Source organism: Microvirga rosea, from assembly GCF_020595095.1.
Lineage (GTDB): Bacteria > Pseudomonadota > Alphaproteobacteria > Rhizobiales > Beijerinckiaceae > Microvirga > Microvirga rosea.
The window spans coordinates 523437-544740 of sequence record NZ_JAJDOP010000002.1 but is presented as its reverse complement, the minus strand read 5'-3'; the positions used below and the strand labels follow the sequence as shown (position 1 = coordinate 544740).

20 protein-coding genes are annotated in these 21304 nt (G+C 62.7%); 13 read left to right on the top strand and 7 right to left on the bottom strand.

What is annotated here, in order from left to right:
- Window positions 1-121 precede the first annotated feature (121 nt).
- Window positions 122-1363: an MFS transporter gene (locus LJD17_RS06985; RefSeq protein ID WP_227383429.1), complete on the top strand. Its 1242-nt coding sequence runs from the start codon at window positions 122-124 to the stop codon at window positions 1361-1363.
- Window positions 1364-1448: 85 nt separating this feature from the next.
- Window positions 1449-2435 carry an acrylyl-CoA reductase (NADPH) gene (gene acuI / locus LJD17_RS06980; protein WP_227383428.1) on the top strand — a complete coding sequence of 329 codons (987 nt, stop codon included), beginning with the start codon at window positions 1449-1451 and terminating at the stop codon, window positions 2433-2435.
- A gap of 10 nt (window positions 2436-2445) precedes the next feature.
- On the opposite strand, the gene LJD17_RS06975 is transcribed toward acuI, so the two are convergent.
- Window positions 2446-3366: a LysR family transcriptional regulator gene (locus LJD17_RS06975; protein WP_227383427.1), complete on the bottom strand. Its 921-nt coding sequence runs from the start codon at window positions 3364-3366 to the stop codon at window positions 2446-2448.
- 168 nt (window positions 3367-3534) lie between these two features.
- On the opposite strand from LJD17_RS06975, the gene wrbA reads away from it, so the two are divergent.
- Window positions 3535-4134 (top strand): NAD(P)H:quinone oxidoreductase type IV, encoded by a 600-nt coding sequence (gene wrbA / locus LJD17_RS06970; RefSeq protein ID WP_227383426.1) that lies wholly within the window; start codon window positions 3535-3537, stop codon window positions 4132-4134.
- A gap of 22 nt (window positions 4135-4156) precedes the next feature.
- Here the strand turns inward: wrbA and LJD17_RS06965 are convergent, their stop codons facing one another.
- Window positions 4157-5125 carry an L-threonylcarbamoyladenylate synthase gene (locus LJD17_RS06965; protein WP_227383425.1) on the bottom strand — a complete coding sequence of 323 codons (969 nt, stop codon included), beginning with the start codon at window positions 5123-5125 and terminating at the stop codon, window positions 4157-4159.
- 133 nt (window positions 5126-5258) lie between these two features.
- On the opposite strand from LJD17_RS06965, the gene LJD17_RS06960 reads away from it, so the two are divergent.
- From LJD17_RS06960 to LJD17_RS06945, 4 genes are all read left to right on the top strand, one after another.
- Window positions 5259-7040: an acyl-CoA dehydrogenase gene (locus LJD17_RS06960; protein ID WP_227383666.1), complete on the top strand. Its 1782-nt coding sequence runs from the start codon at window positions 5259-5261 to the stop codon at window positions 7038-7040.
- Between the two features lie 3 nt (window positions 7041-7043).
- Entirely contained in the window at window positions 7044-7874 is an 831-nt protein-coding gene (locus tag LJD17_RS06955) for an SDR family oxidoreductase (protein ID WP_227383424.1), read from the top strand.
- Window positions 7875-7956: 82 nt separating this feature from the next.
- Window positions 7957-8946, top strand: a complete 990-nt coding sequence (locus LJD17_RS06950; protein WP_227383423.1) for a magnesium transporter CorA family protein — start codon at window positions 7957-7959, stop codon at window positions 8944-8946.
- 9 nt (window positions 8947-8955) lie between these two features.
- Window positions 8956-9705 carry an SOS response-associated peptidase gene (locus tag LJD17_RS06945; protein ID WP_227383422.1) on the top strand — a complete coding sequence of 250 codons (750 nt, stop codon included), beginning with the start codon at window positions 8956-8958 and terminating at the stop codon, window positions 9703-9705.
- Between the two features lie 81 nt (window positions 9706-9786).
- Here LJD17_RS06945 and LJD17_RS06940 read toward each other — a convergent pair whose 3' ends face one another.
- Window positions 9787-10419, bottom strand: coding sequence for an SGNH/GDSL hydrolase family protein (locus tag LJD17_RS06940; protein ID WP_227383421.1), 633 nt, complete (start codon window positions 10417-10419; stop codon window positions 9787-9789).
- Window positions 10420-10721: 302 nt separating this feature from the next.
- On the opposite strand from LJD17_RS06940, the gene LJD17_RS06935 reads away from it, so the two are divergent.
- The 5 genes from LJD17_RS06935 to LJD17_RS06915 all read left to right on the top strand — a co-directional run bounded on the left by LJD17_RS06935 (window position 10722) and on the right by LJD17_RS06915 (window position 16158).
- Window positions 10722-11012: a hypothetical protein gene (locus LJD17_RS06935; protein ID WP_227383420.1), complete on the top strand. Its 291-nt coding sequence runs from the start codon at window positions 10722-10724 to the stop codon at window positions 11010-11012.
- 76 nt (window positions 11013-11088) lie between these two features.
- A complete protein-coding gene (locus tag LJD17_RS06930; RefSeq protein WP_227383419.1) occupies window positions 11089-12516 on the top strand; it encodes a pyridoxal phosphate-dependent decarboxylase family protein in 1428 nt (475 codons plus the stop codon).
- A gap of 92 nt (window positions 12517-12608) precedes the next feature.
- Entirely contained in the window at window positions 12609-13328 is a 720-nt protein-coding gene (locus LJD17_RS06925) for a hypothetical protein (protein ID WP_227383418.1), read from the top strand.
- 82 nt (window positions 13329-13410) lie between these two features.
- On the top strand, window positions 13411-13926 hold the full coding sequence (locus LJD17_RS06920) for a hypothetical protein (protein WP_227383417.1): 516 nt from the start codon (window positions 13411-13413) through the stop codon (window positions 13924-13926).
- 279 nt (window positions 13927-14205) lie between these two features.
- A complete protein-coding gene (locus tag LJD17_RS06915) occupies window positions 14206-16158 on the top strand; it encodes a hypothetical protein (protein WP_227383416.1) in 1953 nt (650 codons plus the stop codon).
- Window positions 16159-16191: 33 nt separating this feature from the next.
- Here the strand turns inward: LJD17_RS06915 and LJD17_RS06910 are convergent, their stop codons facing one another.
- Together LJD17_RS06910 and LJD17_RS06905 are read right to left on the bottom strand one after the other, a co-directional pair.
- The gene (locus LJD17_RS06910) at window positions 16192-17451 is read right to left on the bottom strand and encodes a class I SAM-dependent RNA methyltransferase (protein ID WP_227383415.1); all 1260 of its coding nucleotides are present in this window, start codon (window positions 17449-17451) and stop codon (window positions 16192-16194) included.
- Window positions 17444-18172, bottom strand: a complete 729-nt coding sequence (locus LJD17_RS06905; RefSeq protein ID WP_227383414.1) for a TlyA family RNA methyltransferase — start codon at window positions 18170-18172, stop codon at window positions 17444-17446. Before LJD17_RS06905 ends, LJD17_RS06910 begins: the two co-directional genes overlap by 8 nt.
- A gap of 108 nt (window positions 18173-18280) precedes the next feature.
- On the opposite strand from LJD17_RS06905, the gene LJD17_RS06900 reads away from it, so the two are divergent.
- Window positions 18281-18997, top strand: coding sequence for a superoxide dismutase (locus tag LJD17_RS06900; RefSeq protein ID WP_227383413.1), 717 nt, complete (start codon window positions 18281-18283; stop codon window positions 18995-18997).
- A gap of 10 nt (window positions 18998-19007) precedes the next feature.
- On the opposite strand, the gene dxs is transcribed toward LJD17_RS06900, so the two are convergent.
- On the bottom strand, window positions 19008-20915 hold the full coding sequence (gene dxs, locus LJD17_RS06895; RefSeq protein ID WP_227383412.1) for a 1-deoxy-D-xylulose-5-phosphate synthase: 1908 nt from the start codon (window positions 20913-20915) through the stop codon (window positions 19008-19010).
- A gap of 107 nt (window positions 20916-21022) precedes the next feature.
- Window positions 21023-21271, bottom strand: coding sequence for an exodeoxyribonuclease VII small subunit (locus LJD17_RS06890; RefSeq protein ID WP_227383411.1), 249 nt, complete (start codon window positions 21269-21271; stop codon window positions 21023-21025).
- Window positions 21272-21304 lie beyond the last annotated feature (33 nt).

The following is a 21304-nucleotide window of genomic DNA, read 5'->3' as shown; positions in this document are numbered from 1 at the left end:
TTTCCCGCTGCCAGAAAGGCCTGATCCATCAGGCTCTTTCATGGATTGTGCAATGAACTTTCAATAGGCTCCGAAGGCCGGTAGGGATAATATCTGCTCCCTTGCCGTTGAGGATCACTCCATGTCCGAGCCCGCATCCCGTTCCCGGTTCTCTCCGGAACTCATTGTCGTATCGGGCTGCTTGATCGCCCTGATCACGTTCGGGCCACGGGCCTCGTCGGGACTGTTCCAAATCCCCATGACGGTGGAGTACGGCTGGGGCCGCGACATTTTCGGTCTCGCAATCGCGGTGCAGAACCTCCTTTGGGGGCTTGGCCAACCTTTCGCGGGCGCGGTTGCGGATCGCTTCGGCGCCTTCCGGGTCTTGTGTTTCGGCGCCATCCTCTACGCGCTCGGCCTTGTGGTCATGGCCTACGCGTCGACGCCGAGCATGCTCCATCTCGGGGCCGGCGTTCTGATCGGCTTCGGCCTGTCGGGCTGCTCGTTCAATCTGGTTCTCGGGGCTTTCGGAAAGCTGCTTCCTGAATCGTGGCGCCCCATGGCCTTCGGCGCCGGAACGGCAGCCGGTTCGTTCGGCCAGTTTCTGTTCCCGCCCATCGGCAACCTGCTCATCGATTCTTTCGGATGGCATCAGGCACTCCTGGTTTTTGCCGCCAGCGTCCTTCTCGTGCTCCCATTGGCGATCGCGCTCGCGACGCGGCCGGTCGAGGCTTCGGCGCAGGTCGGGCCCGCCGCCGCGCCCGGCCAATCGATCCGTCAGGCGCTCGCGGAAGCCTTCCGGCACCGCTCCTACGTTCTTCTGGTTCTCGGTTTCTTCACCTGCGGATTCCAGCTCGCCTTCATCACGGTTCACCTTCCCGCCTATCTTCGCGACGCCGGCCTTTCCGCTGCGGTCGGGGGCTGGACGCTCGCGGTGATCGGGTTGGCCAATGCCTTCGGGTCTCTCACATCGGGCTGGCTGTCGACCCGCATGTCGAAGCGTTGGCTGCTCGCCTGGATCTATCTCGGGCGCGCCGTGGCGATTGCGGTTTTCATCCTGTTGCCGGCAACGCCTGTCACATCCATCGCGTTCGGCATCGCCATCGGCCTGTTGTGGCTCTCGACCGTGCCGCCGACGTCGTCGCTCGTGATGCTGATGTTCGGGACCCGATACATGGCGATGCTCTATGGGTTCGCGTTCTTTTCCCATCAGGTCGGCGGATTCCTCGGCGTCTGGCTCGGAGGCCTCCTGTATGAGGTCTATGGCAACTACACCTTCGTCTGGTGGCTCTCGATCGCCCTTGGCGTCGCTTCGGCTCTGATCAATCTGCCGATCCAGGAGAAGCCGGTCGAGAGAACGCCGCGCCTCCAGCCTGCGGAATAACGCGGGACCTCGAGGGAAAAAGCGACAGGCCGCTTGTCCTTGTCCGCCGCAACGCCACAAATGATGGATGGAGCGGAGGAGCAGGATGGGTACCTTCAAGGCGATCGTGATCGAGAAGACCGAGGCGGGACAAAAGGTTCAGCAGCGGGATTTTGACGAATCGGACCTGATGGAGGGGGATGTCACCGTTCGGGTGGCCTATTCCACTCTCAACTACAAAGACGGCTTGGCGCTGACCGGCAAGGCTCCCGTCGTCCGTCGGTTTCCGATGATCCCCGGCGTGGATCTGTCAGGAACGGTCGAGCATTCCTCCCATCCGGATTTCAAAGCCGGAGACTCGGTCATCCTCAATGGCTGGGGGCTCGGGGAGACTCACCTTGGCGCTTATGCCGAGAAGGTCAGGGTCCGTGGCGAATGGCTGCTTCATCTGCCGAAGGGGCTGAGCCTTCTGCAGGCCATGGCCATCGGCACGGCGGGATACACGGCCATGCTGTCGCTCATCGCCATGGAGCGGCACGGTTTGCGCTGCCATAAGGGCCCCGCCATCGTAACCGGGGCCGCGGGCGGCGTCGGTTCGGTGGCCGTGACTCTCCTGGCGCGGGCCGGATGGCATGTGATCGCCTCCACGGGACGAATGCATGAGGCGGAGTACCTGAAGCATCTGGGGGCCGCGGAAATCATGGATCGCAGCGAATTGACGGGGCCTGCGCGTCCGCTCGGCAAGGAGCGCTGGTGCACCGGCGTCGACACCGTGGGATCTCATACGCTCGCGAATGTCCTGTCGATGACGACATATGGAGGCGCAATCACCGCCTGCGGACTGGCGGGCGGCATGGACCTGCCGACATCCGTCGCTCCGTTCATCCTGCGCGGCGTGTCGCTTCTTGGTATCGATTCCGTGATGACCCCGCGGGCATCCCGCTTTGAGGCCTGGAGCCGCCTTGCGCGTGACCTCAATCTCGCCTTGCTCGAAACCATGACGAACGTCATCACCCTCGACCAGGTCATGGATGCGGGGCGAGCCATCGTCGAGGGAAAGGTGCGGGGACGAACCGTCGTGGCGATTGGATGATCGACAGCTTTCAAAGCGCTCTGACGCCGCTTCCTTCGATCCATTTCTTCTGGCGGCCGATCTCTGTGGCCATGAAGTCCATGAAGGCGCGCACGCGCGCGGATTGGCGCAGATCCGGATGGGTCAGAAGCCATAGCCCGGCGGAAAAATCCGGGTTCACTTCAGACAATCTCACAAGGCTCGGCTTCGCATCGGCGATGAAGCAGGGCAGGGGGCCGATCCCCAACCCTGCCTCGATGGCTTCCGCAAGACCCAGAACCGTATTGACCTTGTAGACGATCTGTTCGTGCGGGACGCGGTCTCTCACGAAGCGCGCGGCCTTCAGGGTCGCCAGATTGTCGCCGAGAGCAACCCAGGAGCGCTGAAAGAGGGCGGGCGTATCCATCACGTTGACGCGTTGCGGGAAATCCGTCGTGCGTCCGTAGATCGCCCAAGCGATGGTTGCGACGCGCCGTCCGACGAGTGTCTCCGGCGGATTGTCGGTCGCGCGAATAGCCACATCCGCATCCCGCTTCGACAGGTTCAAGGCTTGGTTCGCCAAGACCACATCGAGCCGCATCTCCGGGCATGCTTCGAGGAAGCGCGTGAACAAGGGGGTCAGCATGTGAACGAGCAGCGTGTCGTTCGTGGTGATCCGCAACTCGCCCGTCGGCGCAACCGCCTGTCCGGCGAGCTTGCGCGTGAAGGTGGAGACGTTTTCTTCCATGTGCTCGGCGAGTGCGGTCATTTCCTCGCCTGCGGGGGTCAGCACATATCCGGTACGGTGACGCTCGAAGAGCTTGACGCCCAAGCTCTCTTCCATCTGGCCAAGGCGCCTGAAAACCGTGGAATGATTGACCCCGAGGCGCTCCGCAGCCCCGGCCAGCCCATTCGCCTCGGCGATGATCTTCACGAGCCTGAAATCGTCCCAGACCAGGTTCTGCTTCGCCACGAATTTGCATCCACGCAAGATAGATCCTGCAAGACTAACACTAGTCTTGCAAGGGGGGAAGTTTATCCTGCGCGAGCATAGCAATTGCAGTGGACGATTTCGACCCGGACCGTGTGAGCACGGATCGGATCGCTCCTCCACGCCCATGATGCCGTAGCGGAGGTTCTGATGGCAAAGGTTCTGGTTCTTTATTATTCGACTTGGGGACACATCGAGCAGATGGCTTATGCCGTTGCCGAAGGTGTTCGCGAAACTGGCGCTGAGGTCGTCGTCAAGCGCGTTCCCGAACTCGTTCCCGACGAGGTCGCGCGGAGCGCGCATTACAAGCTCGATCAGCCGGCTCCGATCGCGACCGTGGAAGAGCTGTCTCAGTATGATGCCATCATATTCGGGACGCCGACCCGTTATGGCAACATGACCGCGCAGATGAAGAACTTCCTCGATCAGACGGGCGCTCTCTGGGCGAGCGGTGCGCTCGTCGGCAAGGTCGGCTCTGTCTTTGCCTCGAGCGCCACTCAACATGGCGGTCAGGAATCGACGATCCTGACCTTCCACCCCGTGCTTCTGCATCTCGGGATGGTGATCGTCGGATTGCCTTACGCATTCGCCGGCCAGATGGGCGTGGACGAAGTAAAGGGCGGATCGCCTTATGGAGCGTCGACCATCGCGGCGGGCGACGGTTCGCGCCAACCCAGCCCGATCGAGCTCGAAGCGGCTCGCTACCAGGGACGCCACGTGGCGCAGATCGCCACGAAAATCGCCGGATAAGACGCAAGGAGCGTCGGCGGAATCAGCGTTCGGCCGCCGCTCGCTCCAGCCGGTCGTTAATGGCCTCTCCCAGACCGGTCGTGGGAATAGGACTTACGGCGATGGTGCTCGCACCTGAAGCATCGAGCGCCCGCAATGATGAGAAAAGACGAGCGGCGGCCTCCACGAGGTCGCCGTTTTCGCTCAGGTTGATGACCGCCGCCGCATGGCCGAGGCCCTGAGGTTGCTCGGGGCCGAACAGGAGTGCGGCCTCGCCCGGTTGAAGCACCGTGGCGCCGAGACGAACCTGGGCGCGCGGCGCGTAGTGGGATGCCAGCATGCCGGGGGCGAGTGGATTGCCGCCTGTGTCGCTCGCGGTTTCGAGCGTCCGTCCGATCAGCGCCTCGATGGCCTCACGGGGCACGCCGCCCGGCCGCAAGAGGCGCGGAACGTCATGAATGCAGGAAACGATCGTCGATTCGACGCCGACCTGCGTGGGACCGCCGTCGAGCACCGCATCGATCCGGCCGTCGAGATCCCCGAGAACGTGAGAGGCGGCCGTCGGGCTTACTCTGCCTGATCTGTTGGCGGAGGGCGCCGCGATGGGCCGCGCGGCGGCGGCCAGCAGGGCATGGGCCAAGGGATGGGCCGGAACGCGCAGGCCCACGCTGTCGAGGCCCGCTCGGGCAAGGTCCGATACCGTGCAGGTCGGGGCCACAGGAACCACGAGGGTCAGCGGTCCTGGCCAGAAAGCCTCCGCCAAGCGCTTGGCGGTCTCGTTGAAGACCCCTTCCTTCATGGCGGCCGGAAGGTTCTCCACATGGGCGATCAGGGGGTTGAAGCTCGGCCTATCCTTCGCCGCGTAGATTTTGGCGACGGCTTCCGCTCGGGTTGCGTCCGCCCCAAGGCCGTAAACGGTTTCGGTCGGAAAGGCGACGAGCCCCCCGTTCCGGATGATTTCCGCCGCACGGGCAATGCCGACCTGCTCCGGCCCAAGATGCTCAGTCGCCATGCTCAGTCACCATGCTCAGTCACCATTGACCCTTGATCGTTCACGTCTAAACTATTCTCCCGTTCCGCTGGGCGGGTTTAGCTGCGCAGCAACTTGCGTCAATATCAAAAGCCTTTTGCCGAAAGGGAACATGATGGCATACCGCGCCCCGGTCTCCGACATCGCCTTCACCATGCGCCATGTGGCGGGCTTCGACCGTGCGGTCGAAGAAGGCCTCTACGGGGATCTGTCGGTGGATCTCGCCGAAACGATCCTGGAGGAGGCGGGCCGGTTCGCCGCCGATGTGATCGCCCCCCTCAACCGGGGTGGCGACAAGCACGGCGCGACCCTGAAGGACGGGGCGGTCACCACGGCCCCGGGCTGGAAGGAGGCTTATCGCGCCTGGACGGAGGCGGGCTGGAACGCCCTTCCGGGACCGGCCGACTTTGGCGGCCAGGGCTTGCCGACGCTCCTCAATTCGGCCTGCGTGGAAATGTGGAACTCTGCCTCCATGGCTTTCGGCATCGGGCCGATTCTCACCATGGGAGCGATCGAGGCTTTGATCGCCCATGGCACGGACGATCTGCGGAGCCGTTATCTGGAAAAGCTCGTCTCGGGCGCATGGACCGCCACCATGAACCTCACGGAGCCGCAGGCCGGCTCGGACCTTGCGGCTCTGCGTTCTCGCGCCGAACCCGCCGGGGACGGGACTTACCGGATTCGGGGACAGAAGATCTTCATCACGTACGGCGAGCATGATCTGACGGACAACATCATCCATCTCGTTCTGGCGCGCCTTCCTGATGCTCCCGCCGGCACGCGCGGAATCTCGTTGTTTCTCGTGCCCAAGATCCTTCCCGACGGCGGTCGAAACGATCTGCGGTGCGCGGGGGTCGAACACAAGCTCGGGATCCATGGCTCGCCCACCTGCACGATGGTGTTCGGCGATCGGGACGGCGCGATCGGATGGCTGGTGGGCGAGGAGAATCGTGGCCTCAATTGCATGTTCACCATGATGAACAATGCCCGTCTGGCCGTCGGGCTGCAAGGCGTCGCCATCGCGGAGCGGGCGTACCAGCAGGCGCTGGACTATGCGAGAGAACGCCGCCAGGGGCGCGCACCCGGCAGTTCCGGTGACGGGATGAGCCCGATTGCGGACCACCCCGATGTTCAGCGCAATCTCATGACCATGAAGGCCCTGACGGCGGCTTCGCGGGCGATCTGCTATATGACGGCCGCCGCCATCGACCGGGCGCATCGCGAGCAGGACGCTGCGAAACGCCGCCGGGCGCAGGAGCGTGCGTCGCTTCTCACGCCCGTCGCCAAGGCCTTTTCGACCGATATCGGCGCCGAAGTCGCCTCCATCGGCGTCCAGGTCCATGGGGGCATGGGCTATATCGAGGAAACGGGCGCCGCGCAGCACCTGCGCGATGCGCGCATCGCGCCGATCTATGAAGGCACCAACGGCATTCAGGCCATCGATCTCGTCATGCGTAAGCTGCCTCTCTCGGGCGGCGAGACGGTGCGGGCGCAAATCGCCGCCATGCGCGCGACGGTGACGCGCCTGATGAAGGAAGGGACGCCTCTCTTCGGCCATACCGCGCCGCGCCTGCGCGATGCGGTGGAGAGCCTGGACCGGGCAACCGGCCATCTCCTGAAGCTGGTTCTTGCGAATGCGCCGACGGAAGCCCTTGCGGGCGCGACGCCTTATCTGCGCCTTTTCGCCCTTGCCCAAGGCGGCGCGGCATTGGCGGACGCGGCGCTTGCCGCCAACCGCCTGATCGGCGAGGGGGACGACAATCCCGCCCATGTCGGCCGTATCGCTCTTTGTCGTTTCTTCGCGGAAAACATCGCTGTCGGCGCCAAGGGCCTGGAAGACACGGTGCTGGGCGGCGCGGGCTTTCTCCAGGATGCACCCGTGGCCCTTGCGAGCTGATCCATGAACCTCAAAAACAAGACCCTTTTCATCACCGGTGCCTCCCGTGGCATCGGACTCGCCATCGGCCTGCGGGCCGCGCAGGACGGCGCCAACGTGGTCATCGCGGCCAAGACCGCGGAGCCGCATCCGAAGCTGCCGGGGACGATCTACTCCGCTGCGGAGGAGATCGAGAAGGCGGGCGGCAAGGCTCTGCCCCTGCTCGTCGACGTGCGGGACGAGGAGGGCCTGAAAAACGCCATCGCGACATCCGTCGAGACCTTCGGTGGGCTCGATATCGTGGTCAACAATGCCAGCGCCATCAATCTGAGCCGGACGCCGCAGATCGACATGAAGCGTTTCGATCTGATGCATCAGGTCAACACGCGCGGCACCTTCATGGTGTCGAAATACGCGATCCCTCATCTCGAGAAGGCGGAGAATCCCCACATTCTCATGCTGTCGCCGCCCTTGGACATGAAGGAGAAGTGGTTCGCGCCGCATCTGGCGTATTCGCTTGCAAAGTACGGCATGAGCCTGTGCGTGCTGGGGCTTTCCGGCGAGTTGAGGGACAAGGGCATCGCCGTCAATGCCCTTTGGCCGCGGACGACCATCGCCACCAGCGCGGTCAGAAACCTGCTCGGCGGGGATGAGATCGTCCAGGCCAGCCGCACGCCCGAGATCCTGGCAGACGCAGCCCATGCGATCTTTCGAAAACCGGCAAAGAGCTTTTCCGGTCATTTCCTGATCGACGACACGTTCCTGAGGTCGGAAGGCCTCACCGATTTCGAGAAATACCGGGTCGACCCGACAAGGCCCCTGATGCCCGATTTCTTCGTTCCGGACGATGCCTGAGCGCGGCATCGGTGAGGTTTTTGCGCCCTCGCGCCTGTCATAAAAAACCGCTAATGGTGCCTCATGACAGGCGGAGAGGCGTATGATCATCGTTCACAGCCCGGCCGAAGGATTGAAAAGCGAAGCCCTGGAGCGCCATATCCTGCGCGCCGGCGAGCCTATTCCCGGCGATGCCTTGTGGATCGACCTGATCGAGCCCACCAGGGAAGAGGACCGGCTTGTCGAGCAGCATCTCGCCATCGAGATCCCGACCCGGGAGGAAATGGCGGATATCGAGCCTTCCGAAATCCTCTACCGGGAAAACAATGCGCGCTACATGACGGCGCGGGTACTCTGCAGCTCCGAGAGTGAAACGCCGAAGCTCATCGACGTATCGTTCATCCTGACCGACCGTGCGCTCGTGACGGTCCGCTACGGCGAACCGCGTTCCTTTTCGATGTTTGCATCGCGGGCCATGAAGCCGGGCGGATGCCGTCCTCAGCCGGAGGCTGTCCTGGACGGGCTGATCGAAACGATCATCGATCGGGCCGCGGAGATCCTGGCGCAGATCGGCACCCGGATCGACCGCCTGTCGCAGTCGATCTTCGACAACGAGCGGCTTGGATCGCGCCGGGCTGCAAGCTTCCGGGCCGCCTTGAGATCCATCGGACGCAAAGGGGATGTGATCTCCAACGTCCGGGAGAGCATGGTTTCGGTGGAGCGGCTTCTCCTGTTTCTGTCGGCAAGCATGCCCCGTCCGCAGAAATCGCGAGGTTTCGAGGCGGAATGGCGAACCGCCATCCGCGACGTCCAGTCCATTGAAGAGCATGCGACCTTTCTGTCGAACAAACTGCAGTTTCTCCTCGATGCGACCCTGGGTCTCGTCACCATCGAGCAGAACGACATCATCAAGCTCTTCTCCGTCGTCTCCGTGATCTTCCTGCCGCCGACTCTCGTCGCCTCCATTTACGGCATGAATTTCCAACTCATGCCGGAATTGCATTGGAAACTGGGGTATCCCTTCGCCATTGTGATGATCATCGTGGCGGCTATTCTGCCTTACGTGTTTTTCCGCTGGAAACGGTGGCTCTGAGACATTGCCATGTGCGGCCGTTATGCGATCACCCTGCCTCCCGAGGCCTATCGTAAGATCTTCGGCTATCCGGAGCAGCCGAACTTCCCTCCGCGCTACAACGTGGCTCCGACGCAACCCGTGCCGATTGTCCTCGAGGAACGCGGCGAACGGCATTTCCGGCTTGTCCGCTGGGGCTTCCTCCCATCCTGGGCGAAGGACCCGAAGGACTTTCCGCTCGTCATCAATGCCCGGGGCGAGACCCTCGAAACCAAGCCCACCTTCAAGGCGGCATTGAAACGGCGCCGCTGCATTTTTCTCGCTGACGGCTTTTACGAGTGGCAGCGTCATGGCCGGGAGAAGGCTCCGTTTCTCATTCGGCAACGCAATCGCCGGCCTATGCCTCTCGCGGGCCTTTGGGAGACATACACGGACCCGGCCGGCGGCGAGATCGATACGGCGGCCATCGTGACGACGGACGCCAACGGCGTCCTGGCGGCCGTGCACGATCGCATGCCGGTGATCCTGTCCGAACAAGGCATCGACGCCTGGCTCGATACCCGTGATGAGGATACCGGCCGGGTCATGCCCCTGGTGCGGCCGTGCCCGGAGGACTGGCTCGACATGGTCCCGGTCAGCCGGAGGGTCAACAAGGTCGAGAACGACGATCCGGGCCTCCAGGAACCCCTTCCGGCGCCGGAGGCAGCGCCCGTCCAGACGAAGCGCAAGGCCGCCAAACCGCGCTCCAGCGACGAGGATGAGCAGGGAAGTCTGTTCTAGGGATCAGTCGCCAGGACCGCTCCTGACTGCGCCCGCCCGGCAGGGTGTCCCTGTGGTGGTCGTCCCAGGCCCTGAGGCGCCTCAGCGCACATGAACTTGCGGCGTTGACGGATCGGGCGGACCGGCGACCGCTCCTGCGATGACGGCGGCGATCTTTTCACCGCCTTTCGCAGACGGTTCGATCGGATTGGCGTAGTCGTCGGGGTCGTTGCAGATGAAACGCAGATCGATCACCGACAGGCGGCGGAAAAAGGCTTCGCGCAGGATCACGTCGTTGAACACCGTCAGCCCTGTCGCTTGGATGCGCTGCTGCAGATCGGAAAGGGCATAGCCTTCGTAGATCGTGCAGAGGGTCGTCGGCAGATTGAGAGCCATGACCGCGTCGAGCATCGCCCGGTAGTCCGTTTCAAAGGCTTCACGGATGTCCGAGAGCTTCAGAAGCGCTTCGGACACCAACCGAACGGAATCATGCAGAATTCGTGAGGCATGCAGCGCGTCATTGCCGCCGACACTGATGACAAGATGGCTGGCATCCGGCGGTATTCTCTTCAGCTGAGACGAGACGCCCCGTGTTACGGCACCGTCAACGGCGCATAGGGTCGCCTTCCAGTCCGCGGGAAGCATGGTGCGGGTTTGCCTGATCACGTCCGGCTGTCCCGGAACGTAGGAGGCATTGTCGAAAATCGAGTCGCCAAGGAGAACGACGTGCTTCATGGCCGAACCATAACTCCGCCAGCCAAGCTTCTTCAAAATCTGCCGGAAGCAAAGGGGTCTTAAGAATTTCGTCGGAAAATCTGAAAGTTTTTGAAGAGCCTAATGTTCCCGCAGGGCGCCCTGCGGGTTCTCGATTTGCCATGAGCCGGCTGACTTGCGGATCCGGTCCCGTTCGAAACCGGATTGTCAGGGGCAGCGGAACCGTCGCTTTAGCGCTGGATTAACCCTTAAGAACCGGCGTCGTCGAAGCTGAAGGACGGCATGATAGCGAACGGTATGTGCGTTGCGTAAAGGTGGAAGGCATGGGTGACCTCATCGCATTCGAAGACTTCAAGAAGGACGCGAAGGATTCTCAAGTCCTGACGCTCTTCAAGGGCACCGCCGCCTCGCGAGCACGCCGTCGTGCGGGGAAATCCGCGCCGAATTTTCCAACCGTCCGCACAGGCATTTCCGGAAATTTGGGCGATCTGTTCGAGCAAGCCAACGCGGTTGTGATGCGTCATTACGAGGGAGACAAGCGCGTTCCGGAGGAGGTTGCCCGCAAATGTCTGGAATTGCTGGATGCGCTCTCGAAATATGCGGAACCTGAGTGAATATGTTCCTGTAAGGCCGGAGCCCTAGAACCGCCAGGCCTGTCGTGTCTCCGGGGCCATGCAACTGGAGTGCGTGATGCCGCAGCCCGATCATACGGCTGATGTTCTACGGCAGGCCGCGGAGCATGCCATCAACTTTCGCGGCGCCATATCGGGACGATTGCAGCGGCCGGAGGCTTCCTACGGGACGATCCTTGCCCGCTTCGAAGCCGAAACACCGGAGGAGGGGACAGCGGCCGCAACCGTTGTTCAGGATCTTGTCGATCTCGCTCAGCCGGGACTTCACGCAACCACCGGCCCTCGGTTCTTCGGATGGGTCATCGGATCCTCCCATCCCGTCGGCGTCGCCGCGGATTGGCTGACATCGGCCTGGGGACAGAATGCCGCCAATCACACCGCCGCGCCTGCTGCAGCTGCCGCCGAGACCGTTGCGGCCCGCTGGCTGCTGGATTTGCTCGATCTTCCGCGAGAGGCTTCGGTGGGCTTCGTTACCGGAGCGACGGTCGCGAATTTCGTCTGTCTTGCGGCCGCCAGGAAAGAGCTGCTGCGCCGGGGCGGATGGGATGTGGAGGCGCGGGGCCTGTTTGGGGCCGCACCCATCCAGGTTCTGATCGGCGAGGACGCTCACGCGACCGTATTTTCCGACCTCCAACTGTTGGGATTCGGCCAGGAGCAGGTCGTTCGGGTTGCGACCGACGACGCCGGACGCATCCTCCCTTCCGCTTTCGAGAAGGCTCTCGGCAGCGGCACGGGGAGGGGTACGGGGCCGACGATCGCTATTCTCCAGGCCGGGCAGCTGAATACCGGCGCTTTCGACGGCTTCTCCGAACTGATCCCGATGGCCCATGAGCAACGGGCGTGGGTGCATGTGGACGGCGCATTCGGCCTCTGGGCCCGGGCCTGCCTGGAAAAGCGAACTCTCACGGCAGGAGTGGAGGCAGCCGATTCCTGGGCGACCGATGGGCACAAATGGCTCCAGACTCCCTACGATTGCGGCTATGCGATCGTGAGGGATGCCGACATCCACCGCCGCGCCATGACCATCGCCGCAAGCTACTTGCCTCCCGTCTCCGAGGGCGAGCGAGATCCGTCGCACTTCGTTCCGGAGCTTTCCAGGCGGGCGCGGGGCTTTGCCACGTGGGCGATGATCAAGCACCTCGGCCGAACGGGCATTGCCGCCATGGTCGAGCGCCATTGCCGCATGGCCCGGCAGATGGCCGAGGCCCTTTCCCGGGAGGCCGGCATCCGGGTCATGAACGACGTGGTGATCAACCAGATCATCCTACGGTTCGGCCCGGACGATTCGACCGACATGGGCGATAAATTGACGTTGGAGACCATCGGGCACCTCCAGGCGGAGGGAAGCTGTTTCATGGGCGGGGCACTGTGGAAAGGCCGCTGGGCGATGCGGATCTCCGTGATTTCCGCCGCGACCGAGCAAGGCGACGCGGATCGGGCCGTGGAAGCGGTGCGTCGGGCCTGGAGGATTGTGCAGGCCGGGTAAAGATCTAGAATATAGGTCGTGAGTCCCGGATGCTCCTCGGCATCTGACACGCTCATCCCCATATGTTTGTGACAACAGATGCGAGACATAGCGTGAATGCTCTTGTCATTGACGAGCGGTTCTGCGGCCCGCCCGGAACGGGAAACGGCGGATATGTCTGCGGGCGGATCGCTTCCTTGATCGATGCTCCCGCAGCGGAAGTGACCCTGCGGCGTCCGATTCCGCTGATGCGGCCGCTTCCGGTGACGATTCGACCGGATACCACGCTCGACGTGCACGATTCCGAGACGATCATCGCGCAGGCGAAGCCGGAACACGATCTGGAGATCGATCTGCCATCGCCGCCGCCTTACGAGGCTGCCCTCGCGGCGATGCCCCGCTACCTCGGATTGACCCGGCACAATTTCCCCGGATGCTTCGTGTGCGGGACCGATCGGCAGAGCAGTGACGGATTGCGGATTTTCGCCGGTCCTCTTTCGGGCGACGATCACAGGGTTGCCGCGCCGTGGACGCCAAATGGCGATCTCGCCGATGAAAAGGGAGAGGTTCGTCCTGAATTCATCTGGGCCGCCCTGGATTGCCCTGGCGCGTTCGCGCTGATGGGGCGGCAGCCCCGAGCGCTCCTTCTGGGCCGCATGACCGCGAGGCTCTATGGACCGGTCAGCGCCGGAGAACCGCACATGGTGATCGCCTGGAAAGTCGCGGTCGACGGCAGAAAGGAGATCGCCGGCTCGGCTCTTTTTTCGGGAAGCGGAACCCTGAAGGGTGCCGCCAAGGCGATCTGGTTCGATGTGTCCCGCGTGGCATCCTGATGATGCCGCGCACGTTATGTCACGCATGCCCCTGGTGTGAGGCCGTTCATGACGGTCTCAGGTTGATAGGGAGGAGTTTTCGATGATGGGCTGCCGGCTTGTCGTGCTTGTTTCATCCGTTCTCGCGCTGGCGCCGCTCCCGTCTTTCGCCAGGGACAGGACGGATCTTCCCACATCGATGGCAGAGGCCTCCCGTGAACAGGTTGCGGAGACATTGCCGGCGCCTGCGAGAAACGCTCTCCTTTCGGCAAGAAACCGCAAGCAATACGTTGCCACCACCGTGGAGTTTGCAAAAACGGCTGCGGGCAAGGATGGGATCCTTACGGACGCTGATGCCAAAGGTCTGGCGCCCGAGGATCCACGGGCTGTGCAGATCCGTTATTATCTGCACGTTCCGTATTTGAAACCCTATTTTACTCCGGGCAAACTCGGAAGTCGCTCGGTCCCGCGCATTCCCGTTCGTGAAATGGGGCAAGTGGCGGGCGCCATCTGGGACAAGTTCGATGCCAACCGTGATGGTGTCCTGTCCACGGAAGAGAATGCGCCTTTGAGGGTCGCGCGCGGAGGCTCCTCCAACGGCCGTCCGCCTTTGTGGTGAGACTTTCCCGACGGTACGGGATCATGGTGCAGGAGCCGACCTGGATGCCGACCCGGATCGGCCCATCCGGCGGATATCCCCATGAGATGCCTGTACGGCAGACTTTCCTATCCTGAATGGCCGTGCGAGCGCGGAAGAGTGAGTGACGCACCTTTGGGATAGGCAGGGATTCCGTCACGACCGGCGTGCGATACAGTTCAGGCTCATCGCACATTGGAGGGCTGCGTGCCGTATCGGCGGTTCCTGCTCCTAGGCGCTGGTTGCGCATTGGTATGGTTTTTGTCGGCCGTCTCTCGCGAGGGCAGCCCATCCGTCGCACTTCTGGAGGATCGGCTTCCCGCCGCGCATGCCGTTTCACTTGCGAAGACGGCATCGCCGGATGCGAGCAGGGGCGATGCCCTCGGCCCCCGCAATCGGCCAGCGATTTCGGACATCTCCCATGATGCATCGCAGAACAGGCATGCCATGCCGTCCGGCGAACGGCTCGCAACAACGGGGGCTCCGATTCTTGTCGTGAAGGACAGGCAGAATCCCTACGCGTCCTATTATGGTGAGATTCTTCTGGCGGAAGGCCTTAATCTTTTTGACGTTGTCGATGCCGAAGCCCTGACTGAACGGCGTCTTGGCACGGCAGATATCGTTATCCTCACAGGATCGACTGTCGCTCCCGAAACGATCCGATTGCTTGAAGGATGGGTGCAGGAGGGTGGAAACCTCATCGTCGTCCGTCCGGTCGGCGATGTTCTCCGCTTGTTGGGCCTTCGCGATGCAGGGCCACCAATGGAGGGAGCCCATCTGCTGGCGAATCCGGACACCCGCAGCGGCGCTGGCATCACACGGGAAGCCCTCCAGCTGCGCGTGCCCGCGAGCCGGTACCGGATTGAAGATGGGATCGCGGTCGCGTCGCTCCTTGTCTCGTCGGCTGAACGGACCGAACATCCTGCAATCAGCTTGCGGCAAATCGGTTCAGGCCACGCCGTCGCCTTGGCCTACGATCTTGCCCAATCGGTTGTCCGCACACGGCAGGGCAATCCTGACTGGGTGAATCAGGAGCGCGACGGAATACCGCCGCGACGGCCCAACGACCTGTTTTATCCGGATTTTACCGATATGGCGAAGATCGCCGTACCACAGGCGGACGAGCAGCAGCGTCTCTTCGCCAATCTCCTGCTGGTTCTGAACCACCAGCGTCGGCCGCTGCCCAGGATCTGGTATCTGCCCGGTGAACGAAAGGCTGTCATCGTCATGGCCGGCGACGATCATGCGACCAAGGCCGGTACGGCCAGGGCCTTTGGGCAACTCGATGCGGAAAGCGCTCCCGGTTGCAGGGTGGAGGAGTGGGAGTGCTATCGCGCCACTTCGTATTTCACTGTCGGCTCGCCCATCACTCCAGGGTGGATCAGGCAATACGCCGCAAAAGGTTTCGAACTCGGCATCCATGTCGACACCGGTTGCACCGACCGGAGCAACAGGGATGTGGCCGCTTTCGTTGCTGCGCAAGTCGGCGATTTTGGCCGCCAGATGGGATTGACGCAAAAGTCGCATCGGATTCACTGCGTCGTCTGGAGCGGCTGGGCCGACACCGCAAAGATCTCAAGATCGCACGGCGTCAGGCTTAGCCTCGATTATTATTACTGGCCCGGTTCCTGGATCAGCGGGAGACCGGGATACATGACCGGATCCGGCTTTCCGATGAAGTTCGCGGATGCCGACGGAACCGTGCTCGACATCTATCAGGCGACAACCCATCTCGTGAACGAGAACGGCGTCGATCATGTGGAGAGCATTCATTTCCTGATCGACAAGGCTACGGGGTCCGAGGGATTCTTCGGAGCATTCGGAACCCATTACGACTACTCGGACGATTTTTTCAAAACCATCACGGCAATCGCCAAATCACGAGGCATTGCCATGATTTCTGCCGAGCAATTGCTGCAGTGGCTCGATGCGCGAAATGCCTCCCGGTTCGACAACATCGTCTGGAAGGAAAACACCCTCAGCTTCCACGCCCATGTCGGAACCGGGACGAATACCGTGACCGCCATGCTGCCCTTATGGTCATTTGGCCATCGCCTCATGACTGTCGCATGCGACGGCATTCCGTCCTCATTCCAGGAACGGACCCTTAAAGGGCTGGAATATGCGACCTTTCCCGTGAAGTCCGGCCCCTGCGAAGCACTCTATGAGGAGGAAAGGTCATCACGCGTTTCGCCGTCGCTCAAGGTCGAATGACATGTCCAAGGACATACTCCGGGATGGGCGTCCTCATGCGCGACGGGGCAGCTTGCCTTTCGTCTTCCGGCGCAGAACTCCGATCACTTCGAGATGAGGGGAATGCTTGAACTGATCGACCGGGGCAACGCTCTCCAGCGTAAAGCCCGCGTTCATGAGGATCGCCGCATCGCGGGCGAAAGTCGCGGCATCGCATGAGACGCTGACCACGAGCGGAACCTTCGATGCGGCGATCTGCTGGGTCTGGGCCTCCGCGCCGGCACGCGGCGGGTCCAGGACGACTGCATCGAAGGCATTCAGCTCCGGCGTGAGGAGCGGGCGGCGGAACAGATCGCGCGCCTCCACCGTCACGCGTCTCAGGCCCTGGGTCATGCGGGCGGCCTTGTCGAGCGACGCGACCGATCCTTTGTCGGTCTCGACGGCGTGAACTTCGGAGCGCTCCGCCAGCCGGAGAGCGAACGGGCCGCAGCCCGAGAAGAGGTCGGCGACCCGCTTCGCCTGCTGGCACGCCTCGACGACGAAACCGGCCATCACCTCTTCGCCTCGCTCGGTCGCCTGCAGAAAGGAGCCCGGCGGCGGGACGACCGACGCGCGTCCCATGCGGATGATGGGCGGGCGTCGCTCGACGATCACATCGCCGTGCAGCGAGAGCCTCGCAAGATCGAGGGACGCCGCAAGATCGACCAGCCGCAGACGGTCCTTGTCCTTCATGGGACCATGACCGCGGATATCCACATCGAGACCGCTTTGCGTCGCGGTGATCTGGATATCGAGAGGCTTGCGCGTTCCTTTGAGGTATTCGCCGATCACCCGTGCCACGCGAGGAGCCTCATGCTTCAAGGCCGGTACGGCGATGGGGCAATGATCGATCTCCACCAGGTGATGGGAGCGGGCCGCCATGTAGCCCACATGCACCCCCTTGTCCGGATAACGAACATGAAGCGTCACGCGACGACGGCCCTCCCCATGCGCATCGATCATGCCGTCGAGGGCTGTATCGATCCGCGCATGGCGCAAGGTCTGCGCGAGGACGTCCCGCTTCCACGTTTGATAGAAACCGTGCCGCATATGCTGGGTCACGCAGCCCCCGCATTCGCCGAAATAGGGGCAGAAGGGCGTTTCACGCTCGGCCGATTCCCGAATGACGCTCAAAAGGCGCGCGCGCGAGCCCTCCTGCTCGACGGCGACCTCTTCTCCGGGCAGCACATAAGGAATGAACACCGGACCGTCACGGGTCTCGGCGATGCCGTCCGCCTTGGCTCCCAGGCGCTCAACGATCAGATGGTCACTCACGATACGCTCCCAAGAGAAACTCCCTGTTGCCGTCGCCGCCTTCGATGGGGGAGGGCGCGATGCCGATGACCGTAAATCCGAGGCTTTCCACGAAGGCTCGGATATCGTCGCAGACCCTGCGATGAACGGCCTCGTCCCGCACGATCCCTTTCTTGACGTTCTCGCGGCCCGCCTCGAATTGCGGCTTCACCAGCACGGCGAGGGACGCTCGCGGCTGGAGAAGCGCAATAGCAGGCGGGAGGACGAGCTTCAGGGAAATGAAGCTCACGTCCGAGACGAGCAAGTCGGGTCTCTCCGGAACGATGGCCGTCGTCAAGGCACGGGCGTCCGTGCCTTCGAGATTGGTGACGCGTTCATCATCGGCAATGCTCGGATGCAGCTGACCGTGACCGACATCGACCGCATAAACGTGCAAGGCGCCCCGTTTCAGCAGAACATCCGTGAAGCCACCCGTCGATGCGCCGATATCGATGCAGACGCGGCCCTTCGGGTCGATTGAAAAGACATCAAGGGCCGCCGCGAGCTTGACGCCGCCCCGCGAGACGTAAGGGTGCGGCTGTTCGGCCGTGATCACGGCCCCGGCCGCAATCAGGTCGGCGGGCTTTTTCAGCGGGACGCCATCGACCGTCACCAGCCCAGCCGCGATGGCCTCCTGAGCCCGTGCGCGGCTCGGGAAGAACCCCCGCTCGACAAGCACCATATCAGCGCGTTTCCTGATCATCGGCCTCTTTAAAACCCTGGACGTTCACAATTCTATCCTACTGCGGAACCGAAGCATGGCCGTAAACGTACGCTTCCCATACCGCTCCATGGAGGAAGGGAGACCCTCATGATCAGTCGCCGACATCTTCTGGCCGGTGCAACCCTGCTCGCAGGAAGTGCCATGATCCCCCGGGCCTGGGCGCAGGCCGCTTCCGGCGGCCCCTTCAAGCTTGAACCCTTGCCCTATCCTTCCTCCAAGAACGAACCGCACATCGATGCCGAGACCATGATGCTTCACCACGACAAGCACCATGCCGCCTATGTCAACAACCTCAACGCGGCCCTGAGCCAAAATACGGAGGCGGCCAAGATGCCGCTCCACGAGATGCTGGCGCGTCTGGGCGAGCTGCCGGAGGGGATCCGCACTGCGGTTCGCAACAACGGCGGTGGCCATGCGAACCACACCATGTTCTGGCAGATCATGGGAGGCTCGGGCGGAGAGCCCACGGGCGATCTGAAAAGCGCCATCGATCGGGATCTTGGCGGCATCCAGAAGCTTCAGTCGGACTTCAACACCGCTGGAGAAAAGCAGTTCGGATCCGGCTGGGTCTTTATCACGGTGGGCCGAGACGGCAAGCTGGCCCTCGTGACGAAGCCCAATCAGGACACGCCTCTGATGGACGGCCAACGGGTCCTGATGGGCAATGACGTTTGGGAACACGCCTATTACCTCAAATATCAGAACCGGCGCGCCGATTATCTGAAAGCGTGGTGGAACGTGCTCGACTGGAACCGCATCGGCGAACGCTATGCGGCTGCCAGAGCGGGAACGTTGACGATCTGACCGGAAATCCTCAAGCCCGCACCTTGCGGGCTTCCTCCTGGCCGAGAGCCTCGAAGACCTTGGTCACGATTCCTGCCGCATTGAGCCCGGCCTGGGCGTACATGCGGTCGGGCTTGTCATGGTCGATATAGGTATCGGGGAGCACCAGGCTTCGGAACTTCAGAACGCCCCGATCCAATGCCCCTTTCTCGGACAGCAGCTGGAGAATGAAGGACCCGAAGCCTCCGACCGAACCTTCCTCGACGGTGATCAGCACCTCGTGCTCGCGGGCAAGGCGCAGGATCAGCTCCTCATCCAAGGGCTTGGCAAAGCGCGCGTCGGCGACGGTTGTGGACAATCCGCGCGACTCGAGCTCCTCCGCAGCCTGGAGAGCCTCGGCAAGCCGTGTTCCCAGCGACAGGATGGCGACCCGCGTCCCTTGCCTGACGATGCGTCCCTTGCCGATCGGAAGCGGTATGCCTTCTTCCGGCAGCTCGATGCCGACACCTTCGCCCCGCGGATACCGGAAGGCGATGGGCCCATCCTCATAGGCAGCCGCGGTCGCGACCATGTGGACGAGCTCGGCCTCGTCCGCCGCCGCCATGATCACCATGTTCGGCAGGCAGCCGAGAAAGGCCAGATCGAAGGAGCCCGCATGGGTCGGACCATCCGCCCCGACCAGCCCGGCCCGGTCGAGCGCGAAGCGGACGGGGAGGTTCTGCAGCGCTACGTCATGCACCACCTGGTCATAGGCCCGTTGCAGGAAGGTGGAATAGATCGCGCAGAACGGCTTGTACCCTTCGGTCGCCATGCCGGCCGCGAAGGTGACCGCATGCTGCTCGGCGATGCCCACATCGAAGGTGCGGGTCGGGAATTCCTTGCCGAAAAGATCGATTCCCGTCCCGGTCGGCATGGCGGCCGTGATGGCGACGATCTTGTCGTCCTTCGCGGCTTCCTTGATCAGGCTTTCACCGAACACTTTTGTGTAGGAAGGGGCATTGGCCTTCGCCTTGGCCTGCGTTCCGGTCACGACGTCGAAGGTGACGACCCCGTGATATTTATCGGCGGCGGCCTCGGCCGGGGCGTAGCCCTTGCCCTTCTGGGTCACCACGTGAACCAGGATCGGCCCGGTTTCGGAATCCCGGACGTTTTTGAGGATCGGCAGAAGGTGGTCGAGGTTATGCCCGTCGATGGGGCCGACATAGTAGAACCCGAGCTCCTCGAACATCGTCCCGCCGGTCCAGAATCCGCGGGCGAACTCCTCCGCCTTGGCGGCCTTGTCGTAGAAGAATTTCGGAAGTTTCCGAGCCAGCTGCTTGGCCGTTTCCCGGATGCCCCGGTACGTCCCGCCCGACACCAGGCGCGCCAGATAGGACGACATGGCGCCGGTGGGCGGCGCGATCGACATGTCGTTGTCGTTCAGGATCACGATCAGGCGGGAATGCATGGCGCCCGCGTTGTTCATGGCCTCATAGGCCATGCCCGCCGACATCGCGCCGTCACCGATGACCGCGATCACGTTGTTGCGGCGCCCTTCCAGGTCGCGAGCCACCGCCATGCCGAGGCCGGCCGAGATCGACGTGGAGGAATGAGCGGCCCCGAAAGGGTCGTATTCGCTCTCCGCCCGTTTCGTGAAGCCTGACAGGCCTCCAGCCTGGCGCAGGGTCCGGATCCGGTCACGTCGCCCGGTGAGAATCTTGTGCGGGTAGGCCTGATGTCCGACATCCCAGATCAGCCGGTCCCGCGGCGTATCGAACACATAATGGAGCGCAACCGTCAGCTCGACCACCCCGAGGCCCGCTCCCAGATGCCCGCCGGTCACGGAAACGGCGCTGATCGTCTCGCTGCGAAGCTCGTCCGCCACCTGCCGAAGCTGATTCTCCGGAAGCTGCCGAAGGTCTTCCGGCGTCTTGACGTTATCGAGAAGGGGAGTGGACAAGGTCGCTCTCACCAAGGCGTTTCAGGAAAAGGCGCTTCTTGGCACATAGTGTGGCAATCCGCATGGGTCAAACGCCCGCCTGAGCGATTTCCCCCAGAGGCCTGAGGCTATTCGTCCACGTCGAGGGGTGTTTTCCCGGCGGCTTGGCCATCCGGGCCGATGGTAATCTTCTCGATCCGGGCTTCTGCCTTCTTGAGAAGCTGCTCGCAGTGCTTCTTCAAGGCCTCTCCGCGCTCGTAGATGGCGATGGAATCCTCGAGCGGGACGTCCCCGCGCTCGAGACGCCGCACGATCTCCTCCAGCTCGGCCAGAGCCTTCTCGAAGGGAAGCGCTTTGATGGAAGTGGTGTCGCTCATGCCGCCGTCCGCCAAAATACCATACTCCGTCCG